Source organism: Parviterribacter kavangonensis (genome assembly GCF_056863335.1).
On sequence record NZ_JBXPJA010000001.1, the window covers coordinates 653,675 to 674,231 of the forward strand.

At 73.3% G+C, this 20,557-nt stretch carries 25 protein-coding genes and 3 tRNA genes; 18 read left to right on the forward strand and 10 right to left on the reverse strand.

What is annotated here, in order from left to right; genetic code table 11:
• The first annotated feature begins 7 nt into the window (after window positions 1-7).
• Both AC1UE4_RS03250 and AC1UE4_RS03255 read left to right on the forward strand, forming a co-directional pair.
• Window positions 8-847 carry an aldo/keto reductase gene (locus AC1UE4_RS03250; RefSeq protein WP_482915788.1) on the forward strand — a complete coding sequence of 280 codons (840 nt, stop codon included), beginning with the start codon at window positions 8-10 and terminating at the stop codon, window positions 845-847.
• A 51-nt stretch (window positions 848-898) separates the two neighbouring features.
• Window positions 899-1,882: a manganese catalase family protein gene (locus AC1UE4_RS03255; RefSeq protein WP_482915789.1), complete on the forward strand. Its 984-nt coding sequence runs from the start codon at window positions 899-901 to the stop codon at window positions 1,880-1,882.
• Window positions 1,883-1,928: 46 nt separating this feature from the next.
• On the opposite strand, the gene AC1UE4_RS03260 is transcribed toward AC1UE4_RS03255, so the two are convergent.
• Window positions 1,929-2,002: transfer RNA gene (locus AC1UE4_RS03260), tRNA-Gly, on the reverse strand.
• A gap of 50 nt (window positions 2,003-2,052) precedes the next feature.
• Window positions 2,053-2,469, reverse strand: coding sequence for an ATP-binding protein (locus AC1UE4_RS03265; RefSeq protein ID WP_482915790.1), 417 nt, complete (start codon window positions 2,467-2,469; stop codon window positions 2,053-2,055).
• A gap of 169 nt (window positions 2,470-2,638) precedes the next feature.
• Between AC1UE4_RS03265 and AC1UE4_RS03270 the strand changes: the two genes are divergently transcribed.
• Window positions 2,639-3,454, forward strand: a complete 816-nt coding sequence (locus tag AC1UE4_RS03270; RefSeq protein WP_482915791.1) for a peptidoglycan-binding protein — start codon at window positions 2,639-2,641, stop codon at window positions 3,452-3,454.
• Window positions 3,455-3,466: 12 nt separating this feature from the next.
• Here AC1UE4_RS03270 and AC1UE4_RS03275 read toward each other — a convergent pair whose 3' ends face one another.
• Window positions 3,467-4,126: a DUF4230 domain-containing protein gene (locus AC1UE4_RS03275; RefSeq protein WP_482915792.1), complete on the reverse strand. Its 660-nt coding sequence runs from the start codon at window positions 4,124-4,126 to the stop codon at window positions 3,467-3,469.
• 65 nt (window positions 4,127-4,191) lie between these two features.
• Between AC1UE4_RS03275 and AC1UE4_RS03280 the strand changes: the two genes are divergently transcribed.
• The gene (locus AC1UE4_RS03280) at window positions 4,192-5,235 is read left to right on the forward strand and encodes an SGNH hydrolase domain-containing protein (protein WP_482915793.1); all 1,044 of its coding nucleotides are present in this window, start codon (window positions 4,192-4,194) and stop codon (window positions 5,233-5,235) included.
• Here the strand turns inward: AC1UE4_RS03280 and mscL are convergent.
• A complete protein-coding gene (mscL, locus tag AC1UE4_RS03285; RefSeq protein WP_482915794.1) occupies window positions 5,207-5,596 on the reverse strand; it encodes a large conductance mechanosensitive channel protein MscL in 390 nt (129 codons plus the stop codon). The genes AC1UE4_RS03280 and mscL overlap by 29 nt on opposite strands.
• Window positions 5,597-5,646: 50 nt before the next feature.
• Window positions 5,647-5,717 (reverse strand) — tRNA-Cys (locus AC1UE4_RS03290).
• Between the two features lie 83 nt (window positions 5,718-5,800).
• Here AC1UE4_RS03290 and AC1UE4_RS03295 point away from each other — a divergent pair.
• Window positions 5,801-5,873: transfer RNA gene (locus AC1UE4_RS03295), tRNA-Val, on the forward strand.
• 59 nt (window positions 5,874-5,932) lie between these two features.
• Here AC1UE4_RS03295 and AC1UE4_RS03300 read toward each other — a convergent pair.
• The gene (locus AC1UE4_RS03300) at window positions 5,933-6,382 is read right to left on the reverse strand and encodes a hypothetical protein (protein WP_482915795.1); all 450 of its coding nucleotides are present in this window, start codon (window positions 6,380-6,382) and stop codon (window positions 5,933-5,935) included.
• Between the two features lie 192 nt (window positions 6,383-6,574).
• On the opposite strand from AC1UE4_RS03300, the gene AC1UE4_RS03305 reads away from it, so the two are divergent.
• A complete protein-coding gene (locus tag AC1UE4_RS03305) occupies window positions 6,575-7,243 on the forward strand; it encodes a response regulator transcription factor (protein ID WP_482915796.1) in 669 nt (222 codons plus the stop codon).
• 7 nt (window positions 7,244-7,250) lie between these two features.
• Here AC1UE4_RS03305 and AC1UE4_RS03310 read toward each other — a convergent pair whose 3' ends face one another.
• Complete coding sequence (locus AC1UE4_RS03310; RefSeq protein WP_482915797.1) at window positions 7,251-8,084, reverse strand: sigma-70 family RNA polymerase sigma factor; 834 nt, start codon at window positions 8,082-8,084, stop codon at window positions 7,251-7,253.
• Between the two features lie 174 nt (window positions 8,085-8,258).
• On the opposite strand from AC1UE4_RS03310, the gene AC1UE4_RS03315 reads away from it, so the two are divergent.
• The 5 genes from AC1UE4_RS03315 to AC1UE4_RS03335 all read left to right on the forward strand — a co-directional run bounded on the left by AC1UE4_RS03315 (window position 8,259) and on the right by AC1UE4_RS03335 (window position 13,091).
• Window positions 8,259-9,152 carry a hypothetical protein gene (locus AC1UE4_RS03315; protein WP_482915798.1) on the forward strand — a complete coding sequence of 298 codons (894 nt, stop codon included), beginning with the start codon at window positions 8,259-8,261 and terminating at the stop codon, window positions 9,150-9,152.
• A 78-nt stretch (window positions 9,153-9,230) separates the two neighbouring features.
• The gene (locus AC1UE4_RS03320; protein ID WP_482915799.1) at window positions 9,231-10,541 is read left to right on the forward strand and encodes a hypothetical protein; all 1,311 of its coding nucleotides are present in this window, start codon (window positions 9,231-9,233) and stop codon (window positions 10,539-10,541) included.
• 99 nt (window positions 10,542-10,640) lie between these two features.
• Window positions 10,641-11,180 (forward strand): hypothetical protein, encoded by a 540-nt coding sequence (locus AC1UE4_RS03325; RefSeq protein ID WP_482915800.1) that lies wholly within the window; start codon window positions 10,641-10,643, stop codon window positions 11,178-11,180.
• Window positions 11,177-12,457 carry a hypothetical protein gene (locus tag AC1UE4_RS03330; RefSeq protein ID WP_482915801.1) on the forward strand — a complete coding sequence of 427 codons (1,281 nt, stop codon included), beginning with the start codon at window positions 11,177-11,179 and terminating at the stop codon, window positions 12,455-12,457. The genes AC1UE4_RS03325 and AC1UE4_RS03330 overlap by 4 nt, the downstream gene beginning before the upstream one ends.
• 22 nt (window positions 12,458-12,479) lie before the next feature.
• The gene (locus tag AC1UE4_RS03335) at window positions 12,480-13,091 is read left to right on the forward strand and encodes a pentapeptide repeat-containing protein (protein WP_482915802.1); all 612 of its coding nucleotides are present in this window, start codon (window positions 12,480-12,482) and stop codon (window positions 13,089-13,091) included.
• Between the two features lie 10 nt (window positions 13,092-13,101).
• On the opposite strand, the gene AC1UE4_RS03340 is transcribed toward AC1UE4_RS03335, so the two are convergent.
• Window positions 13,102-13,665: a GNAT family N-acetyltransferase gene (locus AC1UE4_RS03340; protein ID WP_482915803.1), complete on the reverse strand. Its 564-nt coding sequence runs from the start codon at window positions 13,663-13,665 to the stop codon at window positions 13,102-13,104.
• Window positions 13,666-13,738: 73 nt separating this feature from the next.
• Here AC1UE4_RS03340 and AC1UE4_RS03345 point away from each other — a divergent pair, with 73 nt between their 5' ends.
• The 7 genes from AC1UE4_RS03345 (at window position 13,739) to AC1UE4_RS03375 (ending at window position 18,722) form a co-directional block, all read left to right on the forward strand.
• Complete coding sequence (locus tag AC1UE4_RS03345; protein WP_482915804.1) at window positions 13,739-14,068, forward strand: EAL domain-containing protein; 330 nt, start codon at window positions 13,739-13,741, stop codon at window positions 14,066-14,068.
• 3 nt (window positions 14,069-14,071) lie between these two features.
• On the forward strand, window positions 14,072-14,545 hold the full coding sequence (locus AC1UE4_RS03350; protein ID WP_482915805.1) for a FliH/SctL family protein: 474 nt from the start codon (window positions 14,072-14,074) through the stop codon (window positions 14,543-14,545).
• Window positions 14,546-14,643: 98 nt separating this feature from the next.
• Window positions 14,644-15,663: an extracellular solute-binding protein gene (locus AC1UE4_RS03355; RefSeq protein WP_482915806.1), complete on the forward strand. Its 1,020-nt coding sequence runs from the start codon at window positions 14,644-14,646 to the stop codon at window positions 15,661-15,663.
• Window positions 15,660-16,472 (forward strand): sulfate ABC transporter permease subunit CysT, encoded by an 813-nt coding sequence (cysT, locus tag AC1UE4_RS03360; protein ID WP_482915807.1) that lies wholly within the window; start codon window positions 15,660-15,662, stop codon window positions 16,470-16,472. The genes AC1UE4_RS03355 and cysT overlap by 4 nt, the downstream gene beginning before the upstream one ends.
• Window positions 16,465-17,274: a sulfate ABC transporter permease subunit CysW gene (gene cysW, locus AC1UE4_RS03365; RefSeq protein ID WP_482915808.1), complete on the forward strand. Its 810-nt coding sequence runs from the start codon at window positions 16,465-16,467 to the stop codon at window positions 17,272-17,274. Before cysT ends, cysW begins: the two co-directional genes overlap by 8 nt.
• Window positions 17,274-18,227, forward strand: a complete 954-nt coding sequence (locus AC1UE4_RS03370; protein ID WP_482915809.1) for a sulfate/molybdate ABC transporter ATP-binding protein — start codon at window positions 17,274-17,276, stop codon at window positions 18,225-18,227. Before cysW ends, AC1UE4_RS03370 begins: the two co-directional genes overlap by 1 nt.
• A gap of 36 nt (window positions 18,228-18,263) precedes the next feature.
• Window positions 18,264-18,722: an RrF2 family transcriptional regulator gene (locus AC1UE4_RS03375; RefSeq protein WP_482915810.1), complete on the forward strand. Its 459-nt coding sequence runs from the start codon at window positions 18,264-18,266 to the stop codon at window positions 18,720-18,722.
• Between the two features lies 1 nt (window position 18,723).
• Here the strand turns inward: AC1UE4_RS03375 and AC1UE4_RS03380 are convergent, their stop codons facing one another.
• Window positions 18,724-19,794, reverse strand: coding sequence for an aminotransferase class V-fold PLP-dependent enzyme (locus AC1UE4_RS03380; protein ID WP_482915811.1), 1,071 nt, complete (start codon window positions 19,792-19,794; stop codon window positions 18,724-18,726).
• 31 nt (window positions 19,795-19,825) lie between these two features.
• A complete protein-coding gene (locus AC1UE4_RS03385) occupies window positions 19,826-20,374 on the reverse strand; it encodes a transglycosylase family protein (RefSeq protein ID WP_482915812.1) in 549 nt (182 codons plus the stop codon).
• Window positions 20,375-20,557: the final 183 nt, after the last annotated feature.

Consider the following 20,557-nt stretch of genomic DNA (forward strand, 5'->3'; position numbering starts at 1 on the left):
CCCCGGGATGGCTTCGATCATCGAGCAGGTCCCGCGCATCGAGCTGCGCGACGCGGGCGCGATCCCCCAGATGGGCTTCGGCGTCTTCCAGATCCCGCCGGAGGAGACGGTCCAAGCGGTCGCGCACGCGCTCGAGGTGGGCTACCGCCACATCGACACGGCGAAGATCTACGGCAACGAGGGCGAGGTTGGCCAGGCGCTGCGCGCGTCCGGGCTGCCGCGCGACGAGGTGTTCATCACCACGAAGTGCTGGAACTCCGACCAGGGCTTCGAGGAGGCCAAGCGGGCGTGCCGCAAGAGCCTCGACCGGCTCGAGCTCGACTACCTGGACCTCTACCTCATCCACTGGCCCGTGCCCGCCAACGACCGCTACCTCGACACGTGGAAGGCGTTCGTCGAGCTGCAGCAGGAGGGCCTCGTTCGCTCGATCGGCGTGTCGAACTTCCAGCCGCCGCACCTGGCGCGGATCATCGACGAGACCGGCGTGACGCCCTCGGTCAACCAGATCGAGCTCCACCCGCGGCTGACCCAGCAGGGCCTGCGGCGCGAGCACGGCGACCGCGGGATCGTCACCGAGGCCTGGAGCCCGCTCGCCCAGGGCGAGGTGCTCGACGACCCCGTCATCACCCGGATCGCCGAGGCGCAGGGCCGCACGCCCGGCCAGGTCGTCCTGCGCTGGCACATCCAGCTCGGCAACGTCGTGTTCCCGAAGTCCGTGACGCCGTCGCGGATCGAGGAGAACCTCCACGTCTTCGACTTCGAGCTCTCGCAGTCCGAGATGGACGAGATCGAGGCGCTCGACGCCAACTCGCGGGTGGGTCCCGACCCGGACGTCTTCGGCGCCTGACCGGGTGGGTAGCGCGGGCGGAAGCCTGCCACCACCCTGAGGAGCAGTCCCATGATCCAGCGCATCGATCGCCTCGCCGTCGAGCTGCCGCCGCCCTCGACGCCGGACGTAGCGGGCGCCAGCGTCGTCCAAGAGCTGATGGGCGGGCGGTTCGGCGAGATGTCGACGCTGATGAACTACACGTTCCAGTCGTTCAACTTCCGCAACCGGCAGGGTGCCCGGCCGTTCTTCGACCTCATCGCGAACATCGCGGCGGAGGAGTTCGGGCACGTCGAGGTCGTCTCGGCGGCGATCAACTCGATGCTCACCGGGGCGGGGGACGACGACATCCCGCCGGCGACGCCGCTCGGCGACCTCAAGGAGCTGGCGTCGAACCCGCACCACTACATCGCGGGCGGGCTCGCGTCGCTGCCGCAGAACTCGCAGGGCCGCCCGTGGAACGGCGACTACGTCTTCTCCTCCGGCGACCTGATCCAGGACCTGACGCACAACTTCTTCCTCGAGTGCGGCGCCCGGCGCGAGAAGCTGCGCGTCTACGAGACGGTCGACCACCCGGCGGCGCGGGCGCTTACGGGGTACCTGCTCGTTCGCGGCGGCGTGCACCAGGTGGCGTACGCGCGGGCGGTCGAGCTCATCACCGGCGCGGACCTCTCGAAGCTCTTCCCGACGCCGAACATCCCGACGGAGAAGATCCCCGAGTGCCAGCCGCACATCAAGAAGGGCGACCACCGGCGGCTCTACCGGTTCTCGCCCAACGACTACCGCGAGATCGTCGCCGTCTTCACCGGCCCGCACCCCGAGACGGGCGAGCCGCTCGAGGTGGTCGACGAGATGCCCGAGGGCTTCCCGCCCGTCGACCTGCCGCCCGAGCCCGCGGTCTCGACGCCCGACTACGCGCCGCAGGAGATCGAGCAGATCGCGCGCAAGCTCCGCGTGCAGGCGGGCCTCGGCGACGAGCCGCTCGGCGAGGTCGTCCCGGCCGAGCGCAACCTCGCCGACCGGGCCAAGCGACTGGCGAACAAGGTCACGCCGTAGGCCCCGGAACGAACGAAGGCCCCGCCGGAGCCGGGGCCTTCGAGAGAGCGGCTGATGGGATTCGAACCCACGACCTTCTGCATGGCAAGCAGACGCTCTAGCCAACTGAGCTACAGCCGCACGCTGGAGGGGCGAGTATAGCCCGCCGTCCTCTGGTCGACCGGTCCGGGTCAGGGCTTGAGGGCGAAGGCCATCATGAGCTCCGTGCCGACCCCGTTCGGGCCGCTGCGGATCTCCAGGCGGCCCGCGAGGTTGGCGATGAGGGGGAGCCCCAGACCGAGGCCCGGGCTGTCCGGGCGGGGCATCATCCCGCTGCCGTTGTCGCCGACCGTGACGACGATCTCGCCGTCCGGGGTGATCGTGGCGTGGACGATGAGCGGGCCCTCCTCGCCCGGCGGGTAGGCATGGACGACGACGTTGGCGCATGCCTCGCCGACCGCGAGGCCGAGGTCCTGCTGGACCTCGGCGACGGCTCCGTTGCGGCGGGCCAGCTCGACGACGGCGTGGCGAACACGACCGACCTCGTCCGCGATGGCGGGCGCGGTGCGTTCGAAGGCATGCCCATCCGTGGCGTCTTCGACCCCCACAAGAGGCCGACTGCCCCGGATACGCACCGAACCAAACACCGGTGTCTCACCAACCGGTTGAGAAGAGATCCCCCGCAATGGGGAGATCGGTGTCGTTTCATGTTGACGTCCGATGGGTTGGGGGACGGTAATCCGAGCCTGCGCGCTCGCGGCGGCGCTGGCCGTGCTGGTGGCGGCACCGCCGGCGATCGCGCTCGGCGGGCGCGCCTCGACGGCCGCACTGCAGGTCGCCTTGCGCGCAACGGGCTACTACGCCGGTGACGTCGACGGCCTGCGCGGACCGCTGACGACCCGCGGGCTGGTGCGGTTCCAGCGGCGCCACGGGCTCGCGCCCGACGGCATCGCCGGGCCGCGGACGCGGCGCGCGCTCGGCCGCCGGGGCCGTCCCGCGCTGGGCGTGCGGCCCTTGCGCTCCGGGCGGCGCGGCTGGGACGTCGCCCAGCTGCAGTTCCTGCTCGCCCGCCACGGGTTCCCGTCGGGCCCGATCGACGGCGGCTTCGGCGCCCGAACCGACGCTGCGCTCCGGCGCTTCCAGGCGTGGGCGGGGCTCGGCGCCGACGGGATCGCGGGACCGGCGACCCTGCGCGCGCTCGCCCGCCCGTCGCCGCGCTCGCCGCTGCGGCTCGTCGCGCCGATCGCGGCCCCCATCGGCGATCGGTTCCGGTTCCGCGGCGCGCGGCTGCACGCCGGCCTCGACTTCCCGGCACCGTCCGGCGCCCGCGTCGGCGCAGCCGGGCGCGGCGTCGTGGCCGGGGTGGGCGTCGATCCCGGCGGCTGGGGGAGGTTCGTGGTCATCGAGCACCGGCTCGGGGTCCGGACGCTCTACGCCCACCTCTCCGCGGTCGCGGTTCGGCGGGGCGACGCGGTGGCGGCGAGGTGGCGGATCGGGGCGGTCGGTGCGACCGGGTCGGCGACCGGGCCGCACCTGCACTTCGAGGTGCTCGTGCGCGGGGCGAACGTCGACCCGCTGACCGCGATCGGCTGAGCCGCCCCCGCCTCAGGTGGGCGGGAGCGGCGCGAAGCGGACCGTGACGTCCTCGAAGCCGAGGCCGCGCATCATGCCCTCGAGCATCGCCCGGGTGTTCGCCTCGGCCGTGCGCAGGATCTGCGGGTCGGCCCGCGCCGCCTCGGTGAGCTTCGTCTGCGCCAGCTCGAGCACCTTGCGCTCCTCGTCGGCTCCGCCGTCGCCGAAGACGTCGCCGACGCGGTCGACGAGCCCGCGGTCCGAGTCGTAGACGTGGCTCTTCGCGAGGTCGAGCCTGGCCTCGGACAGCGTCGCGCGCGGCAGCGTGATGACCACCGAGGTCCGGTCGTCGTCGACCTTGAGGTTGCGACCGCGCAGGCCGCGGAAGCTGACGCCGGCGTCCACGTTCCCCGCGGCGACGAGCAGCGTCTTGGAGCCCGCGATGAAGTCGGGGAGGAGGTTGACGTCCTTGCGCACGTCCACCACGACCTGGAGGTTCGCCGAGGCGGCCCGGTACTCGTTGAGCCTGACCAGCGACTTGAGGAGGACCGGCTGGCTGCGGTCCTCCGTCTCCGTCTTGAACGGGTTGAGGCTGTCGAGGCCGGGGAAGAGGGCGCCGCCCAGCACGATCAGCGCCACCACGGCGGCCACCGCGGCGATGATGCGCGTGACTCCTCCGCGTGCGGCCCGCATGGCCGCGCGAACGGTAGCGGGCCGCTTGGGCGGTCTCGCCGAGGTCGCGCCTACAATCGGGCGCCATGGCCGGTCCCTCAGGGAAGCAAGACCGGCTCCGTCGCCTGCGTCCGGGGCCGGTCGTGCTGTGGACGCTCGCGCTGACCGTCGTCTTCGCGGGCGCGTTCGCCGTGACCGCGGCCGTCACCGCGAACAGCCCTTCCGGGGGAGCCGACGCCAAGCCCGCGCGCTGCTTCGGCGCCGCCGCGCGCGCGATGGGCGAGGCCTGCCAGGACGGGCTGCTCGACCTCTCGGCCAATCCGACGCCCGCGCAGGCGCTGGACCGCCCGAACTCGCCGTGCCGCATGTTCCGCCGGCGGACCCCCAGCGTCTGCTCGTTCGGCGTGCGCGAAGGAAGCGAGATCGCGCGGGTCGCGCTCATCGGCGACAGCCACGCGACGCACTGGCGCGCGGCGCTCGAGCCGATAGCCCGGCGCCGCGGGTGGCTCGGCTTCTCCCTCACGCGCGCGGGCTGCCCGTTCTCGCTCGCCGACCCGGTGCTGCCGCGGCGGCTGCTCCCGGCGTGCCTGCGCTGGAGGGAGGAGGTGCTGGCGTGGCTGCGCGGCCGGCCCGAGATCCACACGATCTTCGTGTCCCAGCACCGCGTCGGCGTACGCGTGCCGCCCGGGTCGACGCGGCTCGCGACCGAGATGGCGGGCTACGAGCGGGCGTGGAGCGCGCTGCCGAAGTCGGTCCGGCGGATCGTGGTGATCCGCGACACGCCGGTGAACCCGAGCACGACCAGCGGCTGCGTCGACACCGCGCTCGTGCGCCGCGAGCCGCCCGCGACCACGTGCGCGTTCACCCGGCGCACGGCGCTCGACGTCGACCCCGCTTACCTCGCGGCGAAGCGCATCGGCCCGCCGCGGCTGGGCACCGTCGACATGACGCGCTTCTTCTGCAGCGCCACCGAGTGCTACCCGGTCGTCGGCGGAGCGCTCGTCTTCAAGAACGTCGGCCATGTGACGGCCGAGTACGGCGCGACGCTCGCGCCGTACCTCGACGCACGGCTGGAGACGGTGCTCGGCTCGCTCGCGCGGGCTAGAGCCCGCGCGGCTGCGTCTTCATGATGTCGCGGATCTCGGTGAGGAGCACTGCCTCGTCGGACGGCGCGGGGGTGTCCGCGTCGGCGCCCTTCATCCGCGACTGCAGGTGCTGCATCGGCACGATGACCACGAAGTAGATGGCGGCCGCGACGATCAGGAAGTTGATGATCGCCGTGATCGTGGAGCCGTAGACGATCTTCGAGTCGTTCACGGTGAACCCGGCGTTCCCGAAGTCCGGCGTGCCGCCGATCGCGCCGATGATCCCGCCGATGAAGTCGTTGGCGAAGGCGGCGACGACCGCCCCGAACGCGGCGCCGATGATGACGGCGACGGCCAGGTCGATGACGTTGCCACGCATGAGGAAGTCCCGGAAGCCCTTGAGCATGCCTCCGCTTTCGCCCCGGATGCAGCAAGTCCTCGCCGCAAGGGGCGGAGAGGCGCCGACCGGAATCGAACCGGTGTACCTGGTTTTGCAGACCAGTGCGTAACCACTCCGCCACGGCGCCGGGGGTGCGGCGCCGGTCAGTGTAGGCCCACGGCCGCGCGCCGCGGCGAGCCGCGAACCGTGCGCTACTATCGGCCATCTCCCGGGCGATTAGCTCAGCTGGGAGAGCGCCTGCTCGACAAGCAGGAGGTCACTGGTTCGAGCCCAGTATCGCCCACTGAGAAGAAGAAGGCCCGCCGAAGCGGGCCTTCGTCGTTTCGGGATGTCTCAGGCGATTCAGAAGGTGCCGGACACCGAGAACCTCGCCACGACGACGTCATCGGACAGGGTTTCCGTGTCGTTGGTGTCGTAGGCGACGAGCTGGACGTTCGAGTACTGGATCGTCATGGGCGGGACGCAGTCCGGCTGGAAGGTCGCGGTCAGGGTCAGCGTGCCCTCTGCGCGGCCGTTCTGGACGGGGAAGTTCCCGTCGGCGCTGAACGACTGCTTGTTCGCGGCCTGCGGCTTCTTCGTGCCGGGGTTCACGCACTGCGCATCGGCAGACAGGACGACCCGGATCTGGTTCTCGTCGCCGAGCCCGGCGACCTTGAAGTTCGCGACCAGGCTGTCGCCCTGTCGCGTGACGGACGTGTCGCTCTTGATGAAGTGAGCGCTGCCCGCGACGGCCGTTGTGGCGGCGACGCCGAAGGCGCACACGCACGCCACCAACAAGATGACCTTACGCATTGCCGTCTCCCTTTCGTTGTCTCGAAGGACGGTGAACTGCGATCGCACTGCCGATGCTCTCCTCCGCCCGCCCGCCCGCCCAGTGGGCGTTCACCGGGTCTTCGACGTACGGCCCGGGACGGGAGCGTTCGTCACCGGCCGTACGGCAGGACGTCACCTACGTCGGGGGGTCGCCTCGAAGAGAATCGAGCGGTGCCGCGGACGGACGCCACCACTACCGACCAGCGCCGGGCCTCGCCGTGGATCCTCGTCGTCGACGACGACGGACCCGCCCGCCGTCAGACCGCCACCGTCCTGCACCGGGCCGGGCACCCGACGACCGAGGCGGACACGGGCGAGGAGGCGCTGGCGCTCGCCCACCGCTCGCGTCCCGCGCTCGTCCTGAGCGAGGTGCTCCTTCCCGTCACGTCGGGCTACGAGGTGTGCCGGGCGCTGAAGGAGCGCTACGGGCGCGAGCTGCCGGTGGTGCTCATGTCCGCACAGCGCACGCACCCGGCCGACCACGCCGCGGCGCTGATCATCGGCGCCGACGACAGCATCGCCAAGCCGGCGCATCCCGACGAGCTGCTGGCCCGCGTCCGCCGGCTCCTGCGCCCGCCAGTCGCCTCGGACGGTGCCCGGCCGTTGACGCCACGCGAACGCGAGGTCCTGACGCTGCTCGCCGCCGGTTTCAGCCAGGCCGACATCGCCGATCGCCTGGTGATCACGGCGCGGACTGTCTCCAAGCACGTCGAGCACATCCTCCCCAAGCTCGGCGCGCACACCCGCGCGCAGGCCGTAGCGGTCGCGCTGCGCCATCCCACGCTCGTCCAGGGGCTTCCCGCGCCTGACCTGCCCGTCAGCGCGCCGGCGTTCCGCTGACCTCGGGTCACCAGCCGCCGGCGAGCGCGAGGACGAGCAGGGCGATCCCCGCGCAGAGCGCGGCCGCGATGACCGCGACGTTCGCGACCAGGAGCTTCGTCGGGGACGGCGGGGGCTCGTCGGGCGGGCGCAGGGACCGGTCGAGCGCCGCCGTGATGTAGGCGTTGAGCGAGCTGCCCTCCTGCCGGGCCGCCTCGGCCAGCCGGCCGTGCAGCGCGGGGTCCATGCGGAGCAGGAGCCGTCCGCTGTGCGTTCCGTCCGCCGCCGGCGTGGCCCGGCGCGCCGCGGCTTCGGGCGCAGGCGGCGCCGCCGGCGCGCCGTTCTCCAGGCCCGCCCGCATCCGCTCGAGCGCGCGCTTGATGAGCCGCGACACCTGCGCCTGCGAGATCCCCAGCCGCGCGGCGATGTCCGCTTGGCGCATGTCCTCGAAGTACCGCAGCTCGATGAGCTCGCGCTCGCGGCCGGAGAGCAGGTCGAGCCCGGCCGCCACGAGCGCCCGCTCGTCCCCGCCGTCCGGCGGCGCGGCCGGCGGCGCGACGGCGTCGAGCGGCACCGCGCGCGCGGGGCCAGCGCCGGCGCGGACGCGGTCGGGCGTGCGGACGATCGCGGCGTGGTCGCGGAGGTGGTGGCGGATCTCGCCCTCGATCGTCGGAGCGGCGAGCGCGCGCAGGTCCGTGCCCCGTCCGGGGTCGAAGCGGTCGATCGCCTTGAGCAGGCCGATGGTGCCGACCTGGACGAGGTCCTCGAGCGGCTCGCCGCTCCCGGCGTAGCGGCGTGCGATCGCGCGGACGAGCGGCAGGTGCGTCTCCAGCATCCGGTCGCGTCCGTCCCGTTCGCTCACCGCCACACGAGCGACCGTACGCCCCCGCTGCGGCGTTGCGCTGGGGGGATATCCCCCGGTATCACGGCTGGATCCGGGCGATGGCAGGGATGGGGAGGGCCGCCGGACGGCACGAAGCGTCCGATGGTGGAAGCCCGGGATGGCGTCAGGCGAGGGATCGCAGCGGCAGCCGCCGTGGCCCTGCTGGGCGCGGGCGCCGCGCCCGCCGTCGCCGACGACGCGCTCCCGGCGCCCGGCTCCGTCACCGTGGTCGTGAACGTCGACGCCGCCGGCTCCACCGGCAACATCGACGTCTCGGTCCGCGTCGGCAGCGCGGGCGACGACGGCGCGACGGTGCAGTCGACGGGAGGCGCCGCGGCCGCGACCACGGACGCCGGCGTCGCGACCGCGCAAGCTCCGGGCGTGACGGCGGCGTCGACGGGCGGGGTGCAGGCCCCCGCCGCGACGGCCGAGGCCTCCGGCGCCGTGACCCCCACGGCCGGCGCGGGCGACTCGGCGAACGCGGCGGGGGCGAGGGCCGGTGAGGACGGCGCTTCGACACCGGCGTCACGCGCCGGCGGCGGCTCCGCCGCATCGCCGGCTTCGCAGGCGGCCGACGCCGCCGCGGCGCCGTCCACCGAGCGGGCCGAACGCGCCGCCGCCGAGCCGGCGCACCGCAAGGCCCGGCACCGGTCGGCGCCTCGTGCGACCGGCGACGCCTCCACCGCCCCCCGGCACCACGTCGTCCTCTCGCCGCCCGCTGCGCCCTCGCCGCAGGCCGCCGCCGCGTGGGCGGCGCCGCGCGCCGAGGCGCCTGCAGCGCGCCCCGCCGACCGTGCACACGCGCGCGCCCACCCGCGCGAACGGTCGGCGGGCGGCGGCGCGGGTGATCCTCCATCGCCCGCTCCGCCCGCCACCGCCGGCGCTGCCGCCGGCGCCGGGGCGGGCGCGGGCATCGGCTTCGTCCTGCTTCTCGTCCTGCTGGCCGCCGTGTTGCTGGTCCCACCCGCTGCGTGGGCCCGGCGCGTCGCAACGGCGGGCGGCGGGACCCGGGACGGGTTCGCCCGTCGCCGCAAGCGCCCCGGCTAGCTCCGTCGTTCGTGCCAGCGCACGCCGGGCGCGGTCAAGCCCGGCTCAGGCAAACGAACGACAACGGAAGGCAGGAAGATGAAGCGAGTCATCCTCGCGTGCATCGCGAGCGCCTGCGTCGTGCCCGCGGTGGCCGGGGGCACGGCAGTGGCGGCCACGCCGCAGCAGGACATCGGCCAGTCGGCCGACAGCCGCCAGGCGGCGGGCTCGTCGGCGACGTCGACGCAGACGGCGCCGACCAACGAGAACATCTCCGTCCGGATCATGAGCCCCGGCAACGACGGTGCGGTCACGCAGACCAACTCGTCGTCCGCGGCCTCCGCGGCGGGGAACACCAACAGCACGGGCCAGCAGGCCCAGCAGGTGGGAGCGGCCCAGCAGGCGATCGGCCAGTCGGCCGGCAACGCCCAGGCGGCGCTCTCGAAGGCGACCTCCGTTCAGGACTCGCCGACCAACGAGAACATCTCCGTTCGCATCATGAGCCCGGGCGACGCGGGCGCGGTGCGGCAGGAGAACCGCTCGTCGGCGCAGTCGGCGGCGGGCAACGACAACACGACCGAGCAGTCGGCGGCGCAGGCGGGCGCGGGCGCAGCGACGCAGGCGATCGGCCAGGACGCCTCGAACGCCCAGAAGGCTGGGTCCGAGGCGGTCTCGCGGCAGGACGACCCGGTGAACCGCAACATCTCGGTGCGGATCAAGAGCCCCGGCAACGACGGGGCGGTGTCCCAGTCGAACAGCTCCTCCGCGATGTCGGCGGCCGGCAACGACAACGCCACGACGCAGCAGGCGGCGCAGACCGCCGGCGGCCCCGTGATGTTGCACCGCGGCTGCGACGACGGCTGCCACGCGAGCAAGCCGACCGTGCAGGCGATCGGGCAGGACGCCGACAGCCGGCAGGAGGCCGGGTCGCGGGCGTTCTCGCACCAGGACGGCGCGCTGAACGAGAACTTCGGCGGTGCCGGCTCGGTGTCGCAGGAGAACAGCTCGATGGCCGTCTCGGCCGCGGGCAACGACAACTGGACCAAGCAGGCCGCCGAGCAGCACGCCGGCCTCCGCGCTCCGGCTGCCGCCCGGCTGGCCACGGCTGACCGCTGCGACGACTGCCATCCCGCGCTCGGGACCGTCGTGCAGGCGATCGGCCAGCACGCCGGCAACTGGCAGGACGCGTGGTCCGAGGCCAAGTCCGAGCAGGTCTGCCCGGTGAACCTGAACGGCTCCCTCGGGATGCCCTTCGGTCACAAGGGCAAGGTCGCGACGGCGGCGGCGCCCGCCGCCGGCTCGGTCAGCCAGTCGAACACGTCGAAGGCCGAGTCGGCCTCCGGCAACGACAACGCCACCGATCAGCGGGCCCGGCAGGACGCCTGGCCCTGGATCGCGATGGTGATCTGACGACGACGGCGCGCCCGCTCTTGCAGCGGGCGCGCCATCGCCATTACGGTCCCCGCAGGAGGCGTCTTGGGACGGCAGCCACACCGGAGAGAGGTGGCCATGATGGCCGCGCTTGCGCTGGTGATCACCGCGCCGGGCGCCGCTGCGGCCGATGACGCCGCGCTTCCCGCCCCCGACGTCCCCGGCGCAACCGCACCCGCCGCACCGGCGCCCGATCCGCCACCGCCGGCCGAGCAGACGGCCGGCTCCTCGCCGGCGGCGACGACGCGCGCCCCCGCAGCGGGCGGACCCGTGACGGCCACGCCGTCAGCGCAGGACGACGGCGCTCGGCCGGTCGTGGCCGGCGAGTCGTCGCGCGACGCGGCGGCCTCGCGAGAGAAGCCCGAACGGCCGCAGCCTCGCGCGCGCGAGGAACGACGACCGACGGCGAAGGAGCCTCGGCGACACGCCGGCGAGGCGCTGTACGCAGGCCACCGCTTCCGCGCGATCTCCGGGCCGACCGCCTCGGTCGCCACCGCTGGATCCGCCGCGACGGACCGCTCGGCCGTGATGGTCGCCGGCGGCCTCGCGCTCATCCTCCTGGCGCTCGGCGGCGCGGCCGTGACGATCACCGCGACGCGGCGGGGGCTTCCGGGATGAGGGTCATCGTCGCGCTCGCCTGCGCGGCCGTGCTCATCGTGCCGGCGCCCGCTGCCGCGGTCGACACGACACCGCCCGACATCGCCGTCGCCGTCGACGGAACGCAGGGGGACGGGGTCTGGTTCCGCGGCAAGGTAAGCGTGACCTGGACGATCACGGAGCCCGAGGGCGGGATCAAGCAGATCGTCGGCTGCGAGCCGTCTGTCATCGCCGACGACACGCCGGGCACGACGCGGCTCTGCCGGGTGGAGAGCGAGGGCGGCATCACCGAGAAGTCCGTCGTCATCCGCCTCGACGCCACGCCGCCGGCGGCGACGGCCGCGACGCCGTCGCGCGAACCGGACAACGAAGGCTGGTACAGCCGGGCGTTCGACGTCACCTGGGCCGGCGGCGACGCCACGTCCGGGATCGCGTCGTGCACCGCGTCGTCCTACGGTGGGCCGGACACTGGCGGGGGATCACTGTCCGGCACCTGCCGCGACCGCGCGGGCAACGTCAGCGCGTCGCTGCCCTTCGGCTTCCGCTTCGACGCGACGCCGCCGACCGTCACGAGCGCCGCCGCGACCCGCGCCGCGACCGACACCGGCTGGCTCACCGCGCCCGTGGACCTCGTGTGGCAGGGCTCCGACGCGACGTCGGGCATCGCGGAGTGCACGGCGCTTCGCTACGCCGGCCCCGACGGCGATCCGGCCCTGCCGACCGGGACGTGCCGCGACCGCGCGGGCAACGTCTCCGCGGCCGCGCCGCTGCCGATCCGCTACGACGCGACGCCGCCGCGGCTCACCGCGGTCACGGCGCGGCGGACGGCGCGCGGCGTCCAGGTCGGCTGGGTCGCGGAGGGCGCCACGGGCGTCCGGCTCCTGCGCGGCGCAACGGTCCTCTACCGCGGCGCGGCGCGCCGGTTCACGGACCGCACGGCGAAGCCGGGCCGCACGTACTCGTACGCCGTCGAGGCAACCGACGCGGCGGGCAACACCGCACGGACGACGGTGACGGCGGCGGCATCGCGCGGGGCGCTGCTCTCGCCCGCCGACGGCGCGCGCCTGCGCGGCGGGCCGCTGTTGAGGTGGCGGGCGGTGCGCGGCGCGCGGTTCTACAACGTGCAGCTCTTCCGCGCCGGCCGCAAGGTGCTCACGCGCTGGCCCGCGCGCGCTCGCTTGCGCCTCGGCGACCTGCCGCCCGGCCGCTACGCGTGGTACGTCTGGGCAGCCTACGGCTCGCGGTCCGCGCCGCGCTATGGCGCGCTGCTTGGCCGCCGCACGTTCGTGATCCGCTGACCCGCCGCGTAGGGTCGCGGGCGTGCAGGCGCCGCCCGCGATCCGTGAGCCGATGGTCCCGCGCCTCGACCGCGACGCCCCGGCGACCACGGGGCTGGACGGCGCCGAGCTCGCCGGCGACCCGCGGATCGAGGAGACGCGGATCGGTCCGGCGTCGCTCGCCGGCCTGAAGCTGCCGCGGCTGCAGATCCGCGACGCCGAGCTGACCGGCACCGACCTCGCGAACCTCGGCGCGCGCGGGGCCGAGCTGCACCGGGTCGTGCTGCGCCAGTGCCGGATGACGGGCGCGCAGCTGCTGGAGGCGACGCTGCTCGACGTGCGGCTCGAGGCCTGCCGCATCGACCTCGCGCTGCTGGCCGCCGCGACGCTCGAGCGCGTCGAGCTCGTCGACTGCGTGCTCAGCGAGAGCAGCCTCGAGCAGGCCCGCCTCGCCGACGTGAGGTTCACGAGCTGCGACCTCACCGGCGTGACGCTCGACGGCGCGCGGCTGGACCGGACGGCGCTCGCCGGCTGCCGCCTCACCGGCCTGCGCTCGTTCTCCGACCTCAGGGGCGCCCGGATGCCCTGGCCCGACCTCGTCGAGCACGCCGCCGAGCTGGGCCACGCGCTCGGCATCGAGATCGCGGACGACTAGGCGCGCGCGCTCACGCCTCCTCGGCGGTGAGCGCGTAGAGGTCGTGGTCCTCCCACACGCCGTTGATGCGCAGGTACCGCAGCGCCCGCCCCTCCAGCCGGAAGCCGGCCTTGCGCAGCACCGCGGCGGAGCGCACGTTGCGCGGGATCACCGCGGGCATCAGCCGGTGCAGCTCGGCGGGCCCGAACGCGAACCGCGTGATCAGGCGGACCGCCTCCGTCGCGTGGCCGCGCCCGCCGCTCGCCTCGTCGATCCAGTAGCCCAGCGTGCCGTTCTGCCACACGCTGCGCACGATGTTCGAGATCGTCACCTGGCCGATCACGCGATCGCCCTCCGAGCGATCGAGCACGACGAACCCGTACGCCCGGCCCTCGTCCCACGCGCGCGCGGCGTCGGCCAGCATCGTGCGCTGCGCGCCGAGCGTGAAGAACGCGTCGTCGCGCCGCGGATCCCACGGCGCGAGGAAGTCCCGGTTGCGGATCCGCAGCGCCAGCAGCGCCCCGGCGTCGGCCGGCCGGGCGCGGCGGATCGCGGTCGAAGAGCCGTCGAGGCGCTCGGGAAGCCGGCCCGGCATCGGCGGATCCTCGCACGTGGCGGCGCGCCGACTCCCTCAAGAGCGGCCACGACCGGCCGATCGAGCGGGAGCGATGTTCCTCCTCGGGTTCTTCGTGCTCGCGCTCGTCTCCGTCCCGCTCGCGGGCGGCAAGCTCATGGCGCTCGCGAATCTGGAGCTGCGCCGCAACCGGGTGATCGTCCGCTCCACGATCGAGCTCGCGCGCAACCTCGGCATGCTCGTCGTCGCCGAGGGGGTCGAAGAGCCGCGCCTGTGGCAGGAGCTGCGGTCGCTCGGCTGCGACGTCGCGCAGGGCTTCGGCATCTCGCAGCCCATGCCCGCGGCGGCCGTGCGCCACTGGCTCGCGGCGATCGAGTCCGGCGGGCTGCCCATCCTCGACGAGGCGTTCGCGGACGCGGCGTAGGCCATGCGGTTCTGGCGATCCCTCGCGCTCTCGTTCGGCCTCGCGCTGCTCATGGCCGCGGCCGCGGCGACCGTGGGGTTCGTGGCGGGCCGCCAGGCCGCCGACGCGCCCGGTGCGTACGACCGCGGAGCCCGGGAGGGCGAGCGCTTCGGCCGCACCGAGGCGCAGGCCGAGTACCGCCGCGGCACGCCCGCTTACAAGCAGATCTTCCGGCGCGGCCAGCGCAGCGGCTTCGCCCGCGGCCGGCTCGCCGGCTCGCGCGACGGCCGCACGGCCGGCCGCGACGCGACCTTCGCCGGCTTCCCCGGCGGCTGGGAGATCGGCCGCTGGTACGCCATCAACGTCGCCCCAGGGACGGACGGCGGGAAGTACGCGATCGGCGGGCGCGTGCCCGTCAAGGGCGGCCGCTGGTACGGCATCTGCACCGGCGGCAGCTTCTGCATCAAGCGCAAGGCCGCGTTCGTCGAGCGCCGGTAGCCGCGCCGAGCGCCAAAGAGCGCGCCCGGATCGTCCATGACCGCTGACGTTGTGGACAATACCGGGTAAAGCGATCAACAATGTGTATTCTGGGGCCGATGAAGCGGACCCCAACCCTCCTCGCTGCCCTGAGCCTGATGCTCGTGACCGCGGTGCTCGCGGCCTGCGGCGGCGCCGAGGACGACAAGAACAGCGCCTCGGCGAGCTCCGGCTCCGGCGGCGGCTCGAAGACGACCCTGAACCTCGTTGCGTACTCCACGCCGGAGGTCGTCTACGACGAGATCATCCCGGACTTCCAGAAGACGCCCGAGGGCGAGGGCGTCGAGTTCAAGGGCTCCTACGGCGCCTCCGGCGACCAGAGCCGCGCCGTCGAGGCCGGTCTGCCCGCCGACTACGTGACGTTCTCGACCGAGCCCGACATGACGCGGCTCGTCGACGCCGGCCTCGTCGCACGGGACTGGAACACCACGCCCACCAAGGGCCTCATCACGACGTCGATCGTGTCCTTCGTCGTGCGCAAGGGGAACCCGAAGGGCATCAAGGGCTGGGACGACCTGCTCAAGCCGGGCGTCAAGGTCATCACGCCGAACCCGTTCACCTCGGGCGCGGCGAAGTGGAACCTGCTCGGCGGCTACGCCCACGGCGGCCTCGACTACGTCGAGAAGCTCATCAAGGAGCACGTGCCCGTTCAGCCGAAGTCCGGCCGTGAGGCGCTGCAGACGTTCACCGGCGGTGAGGGCGACGTGCTGATCTCGTACGAGTACGAGTACACGACGGCCGTCAAGAAGGGCGAGAAGGACCTCGAGCTCGTCCGCCCCGACGACACGCTGAAGATCGACATCGACGCCGCCGTCACGTCGAAGGCGCCCGAGGCGGCGAAGACGTTCCTCGACTACGTCGTCGGCGACGAGGCGCAGCAGCGCTTCGCCGACTGGGGCTACCGGCCGGTCAACGAGACCGTCCTCGAGAAGAACGAGGACAAGTTCCCGACCCCGGCGACGCTGAAGACGATCGACGACCTCGGCGGCTGGTCGAAGGTCAACGACGAGCTCTTCGACGTCGAGAACGGCAAGATCGCGAAGATCGAGGAGGACGCGGGGGTGTCGACGGCCAAGTGAGCGCCGTCGCGGCACCGCGCGCCGCCCGGCGCGTCCGGACGCCGAAGCTGAGCCAAGGTGCGCTCGGCTTCGGCGTTGCGACGCTCTGGATCGGCATCATCGTCCTGCTGCCGCTCGCGGCGGTCGTCGACAAGTCGCTCGAGAACGGCCTGTCGTCCTTCTGGGACGCCGTCAGCAGCCGGCAGGCCGTCGCCGCGCTGCGCTTCACCGTGCTCGTCTCGCTGCTCGTCGCGGCGATCAACGCCGTGATGGGCACGGTGATCGCGTGGGTGCTCGTGCGCGACGACTTCCGCGGCAAGCGGATCGTCAACGCGCTCATCGACCTGCCGTTCGCGCTGCCGACGATCGTCGCCGGCCTCACGCTGCTCGCCCTCTACGGCAGCGCGATCGCGTACACGAAGACGGCGGTGCTGCTGGCGCTGCTGTTCGTGACGCTGCCGTTCGTCGTCCGGGCGGTGCAGCCCGTGCTGATCGAGCTCGACCGCGAGATGGAGCAGGCCGCCGCCTCGCTCGGCGCGGGCGGCTTCACGATCTTCCGCCGCATCGTCCTGCCGAACCTCGTGCCCGCGATCGTGTCGGGCGTCGCGCTCGCGTTCGCCCGCGCGGTGGGCGAGTTCGGTTCCGTCGTCCTGATCTCGGGCAACAAGCCGTTCGACACGCAGGTCACGTCCGTGTTCGCGTTCAAGCAGATCGAGTCGGACAACACGACCGGCGCCGCCGCCGTCTCGGTGGTGCTGCTGGCGGTGTCGCTGGCGGTGCTCATCGGGCTGCGGGTGTTCGAGCGCTGGGGGGCCAAGCACGATGTCTGAGCGTGTCGGCCGCCTGAGCCTGCGCTTCGTCGCGCTCGGGTATCTCCTGGCGCTGCTCGCGATCCCCGTGGGCGTCGTCGTCTACAAGACGTTCGAGCCCGGCCTCCAGGAGGTCTGGGACAGCATCACGACGCCGGCCGCGATCCACGCGTTCTGGCTGACGATCATGGTCACGCTGATCGCGGTGCCGATCAACACGGTGCTCGGCGTCGTCACGGCGCTCGTGCTGGTGCGGAGCAAGGTGCGCGGCAAGGCCGTGCTGTCGGCGTTCATCGACCTGCCGTTCGCGGTGTCGCCCGTCGTCATCGGCCTGGCCCTGCTGCTGCTCTACGGCCGCGAGGGATGGTTCGGCAGCGCGCTCACCGACGCGGGCATCCGCGTGGTGTTCAGCGTGCCGGGCATCGTGCTCGCGACGATCTTCGTCTCGCTGCCGTTCGTCGTCCGCGAGGTCGCGCCGGTGCTGCGCGAGATCGGGACGGAGCAGGAGCAGGCGGCGCAGACGCTCGGCGCCTCGTCGCTGCAGACGTTCCGCAAGATCACGATCCCGGCGATCCGCTGGGGCCTCGCCTACGGCGTCGTGCTCTCCGTGGCGCGCTGCATCGGCGAGTACGGCGCGGTCTCCGTCGTCTCCGGCAAGATCTCCGGCGAGACCGAGACCATGACGCTTCTCGTCGAGAAGCGCTTCCAGAACTTCGACCTGGCCGGCGCCTACGCGGCGTCGACCTTGCTGGCGCTGATCGCCCTGGCGACGCTGCTGGCGATGACCCTGCTGGACCGCAGGAGAGGGAAGAGGACCGCCTGATGGCCATCGAGGTACGGAACGTCTCGAAGCAGTTCGGTGACTTCACCGCGCTCGACGACGTGTCGCTCACCGTCCGCGACGGATCGCTGACCGCGCTGCTCGGCCCGAGCGGCGGCGGCAAGTCGACGCTCCTGCGCGTCATCGCCGGGCTCGAGCAGCCCGATGCCGGGTCGGTGCTCATCGAGGGCGACGACGTCACCGATCAGCCCGCGCAGCATCGCGGCGTCGGCTTCGTCTTCCAGCACTACGCCGCGTTCAAGCACATGACCGTGCGCGACAACGTCGCGTTCGGGCTGACGATCCGCAAGCGGCCGAAGGACGAGATCCGCGCGCGGGTGGACGAGCTGCTCGCTCTGGTCCACCTCGACGGGTTCCACGACCGCTACCCGAACCAGCTCTCCGGCGGCCAGCGCCAGCGCATGGCGTTGGCGCGCGCCCTGGCGGTGCAGCCGCGGGTGCTCCTGCTCGACGAGCCGTTCGGCGCGCTCGACGCGAACGTCCGCAAGGAGCTGCGCGAGTGGCTGCGCCGGCTGCACGACGAGGTCCACGTCACGACGATCTTCGTCACGCACGACCAGGAGGAGGCGATGGAGGTCTCCGAGCAGATCGTCGTCATCAACAAGGGCGCGATCGAGCAGGCGGGAACGCCCGACGACCTCTACGACCGCCCGGCGAACCGGTTCGTCATGGGCTTCGTCGGTCCGGTGTCGGAGATCGACGGCCGGCTGGTGCGGCCGCACGACCTGACGCTGCTCGACGAGGCCGAGGACGGCGCCCGCGAGGCGATCGTCGAGCGGGTCGTCCGGGTCGGCTTCGAGGTGCGCGTCGAGCTCGCGCTGGGCGAGGGGCAGCCGCTCACCGCGCAGCTCTCGCGGGCCGAGGCCGAGCCGCTCGATCTCCAGGAGGGCCAGATCGTCTGGGTGCGGCCCGAGAAGGCGCGCGAGCTGGCCTGACGCCGTTCCCGCGGGGCCGAATGGCAGGATGGTCGCGTGCGCGTCACTGCGAAGGTCGACTACGCGGTCCGCGCCGCGACCGAGCTCGCGGCGCAGAACGGCGGCGGGCTGATCAAAGCCGAGGCCATCGCGAACGCGCAGGACATCCCGCGCAAGTTCCTCGACAACATCCTCCAGGGGCTAAGGCAGGCCGGCATCGTCGAGAGCCGCCGCGGCCCCGAGGGAGGCCACCGTCTCGCCCAGCCGGCCGAGGACATCACGATCGCCGACGTCATCCGCGCGATCGACGGCCCGCTGGCCAACGTCGGCGGCCGGTCCCCCGACGCCGTCGACTTCCCCGGAGCGGCCGAGCCACTCCGCGAGGTCTGGGTCGCCCTCCGCGTCAGCATCCGCGAGGTCCTCGAGCACGTGACCCTCGCCGACGTCGCGAAGGGCGAGCTCCCCGCAGCCGTCCGCGACCGCCTCGACGCCCCGGGCGCCTGGCAGCGCCGCTGACTCAGAGGGCCGCGAGGAGGCGGTCGAGGTCGGACTCGTCGTTCCACGCGCCGACGGACGCGCGGACGTAGGGCGTCATCGGCAGGTGGCGGACGGCGATGCCCTCGTGGCCGAGGCGTTCGGCGGTGGCGGGTGGGTCGGCGTCCTCCCAGGAGACGAGGGTCGTGTCGCCCCGGGGCGCGACGACGCGGCCGCGTTCGGTGAGGCGCTCGGCGAGGGTGGCGGCGAGGGAGACCGCGCGGCTCTGGAGGGCGTTCCAGCCGAAGCCCTCGAGGAGGTCGAGCGACGCGACGGCTGCCGCGAGGATCTCGGTCGACACCGCGGGCGCGTCGTGCAGGCGGGCGTCGGTGTGCAGCGCGCCGGGATCGAGCGGGCGCGAGGAGTCGGCGTAGCCGGGATATCCGGGGCCGCTCGGGTCGAGGCGCTCGCGCCACGCGGGCGCGATGTAGAGCATCCCCGTGCCGACGGGGCCGCAGAGCCACTTCTGGCCCGACCCCGCGTAGAACGCGCACCCGAGGGCGCGCACATCGACCGGCACCGCGCCGATGCCCTGCGCGCCGTCCAGGAGCACCGGCACGTCGGGCGACACGGACGCGAAGGACGGGGCGAGGTCTCCCCGCACCCACCCGACGTGCGAGCACGCGACGAGCTTCGTGCGTGGCCCGACCTCGCCGGGCAGCTCGGCCAAAGGCGCGACCCGCACCTCCACACCGCGACGCACGCTCGCGGCGAGCACCGGCCCGGTCAGACCCGGGTGCTCGTCTTCGGCGATGAGGATCGCGTCGCCGCGCCCGAGGCGCAGACCGGAGACGACACGGCCGATCCCGTCGCTCGTCGCGGTGGTCAGCGCGACGTCGAACGCGTCGGCCCCGAGCAGCCCGGCGTACGCCTCGCGCTGGCGCTCGCGCAACGCGATCGAGCGCTCGTAGTACGGCAGGCGCCGGCCGTCGCGCTCGCCGAGGTCGTAGGCCTGAGTGAACGCAGTGCGGGCCGCTGATGGCAGCGGCCCGCAGGTGCCGGCGTTCAGGTACGCCGTGTGCTCGAGGACGGGGAAGGCGGCGCGTAGCTCCACGCGCCGCGACGCTACCCCGCCGAGCCGATGCTCAGCCGCAGACGGGCCACGGGTTCGACCCGCGCTGCGCCATGAGCTGCGCGGCGCGCGCGTCCTGCTCGGCCTCGGGGGCCGCGGCGGGATCGCCGCTGCCGCCGACGCTCTCCCATGTCTGCTGGTCGAACTGGTACTTGCCGCGGTAGGTGCCGGAGGCGTCGACCGCGGTGGGATCGCCGCCGGACTCGCACGCGGCGACGGCCTCGAGGCCGGCGGACGCGGTGCTGCCGGTGGCGGCCGGCGTGGCCCCAGCGGCCTGCGCCGTATGAGCCGCCTCGGCCTGCTCACGCAGCGCACGGACGCGCTTGGCACGGCGCGCGGTGTCGCGGCGCACGTGCGTGATCGTCCAGTCGGAGAGGTCCTTGCGGCGGTTGGCGTCGGGCTTCTCGCCCTTCAGCCGCGCGATCTCCTCGTAGATCCGCACGTTGCGGTTCACAGCGCGGTCATGCGCGCGCTCGGTCATCTTCGCGGCGTCGGCGACCTGGCCGGCCGGCTGGATGCCGATGGCGAACGCGGTGCTGGGGGCGAGCGCGACCGCGGTCACGCCCAGGGCGATGGGTGTTCGAAGACGCAGGCTGCGTCACCTCCCGGAGGGAGTCGGGTTCAACGGAACAGGCGGGGCGCGGCCGCAAGCGGCCCTCGGAAGCCCCGCAGGTGACTACCCACCGTATCCAGGCGCGAACACCTGTTCGTGACAAGGATCACACTGCGCCGCGGCACTAGGATC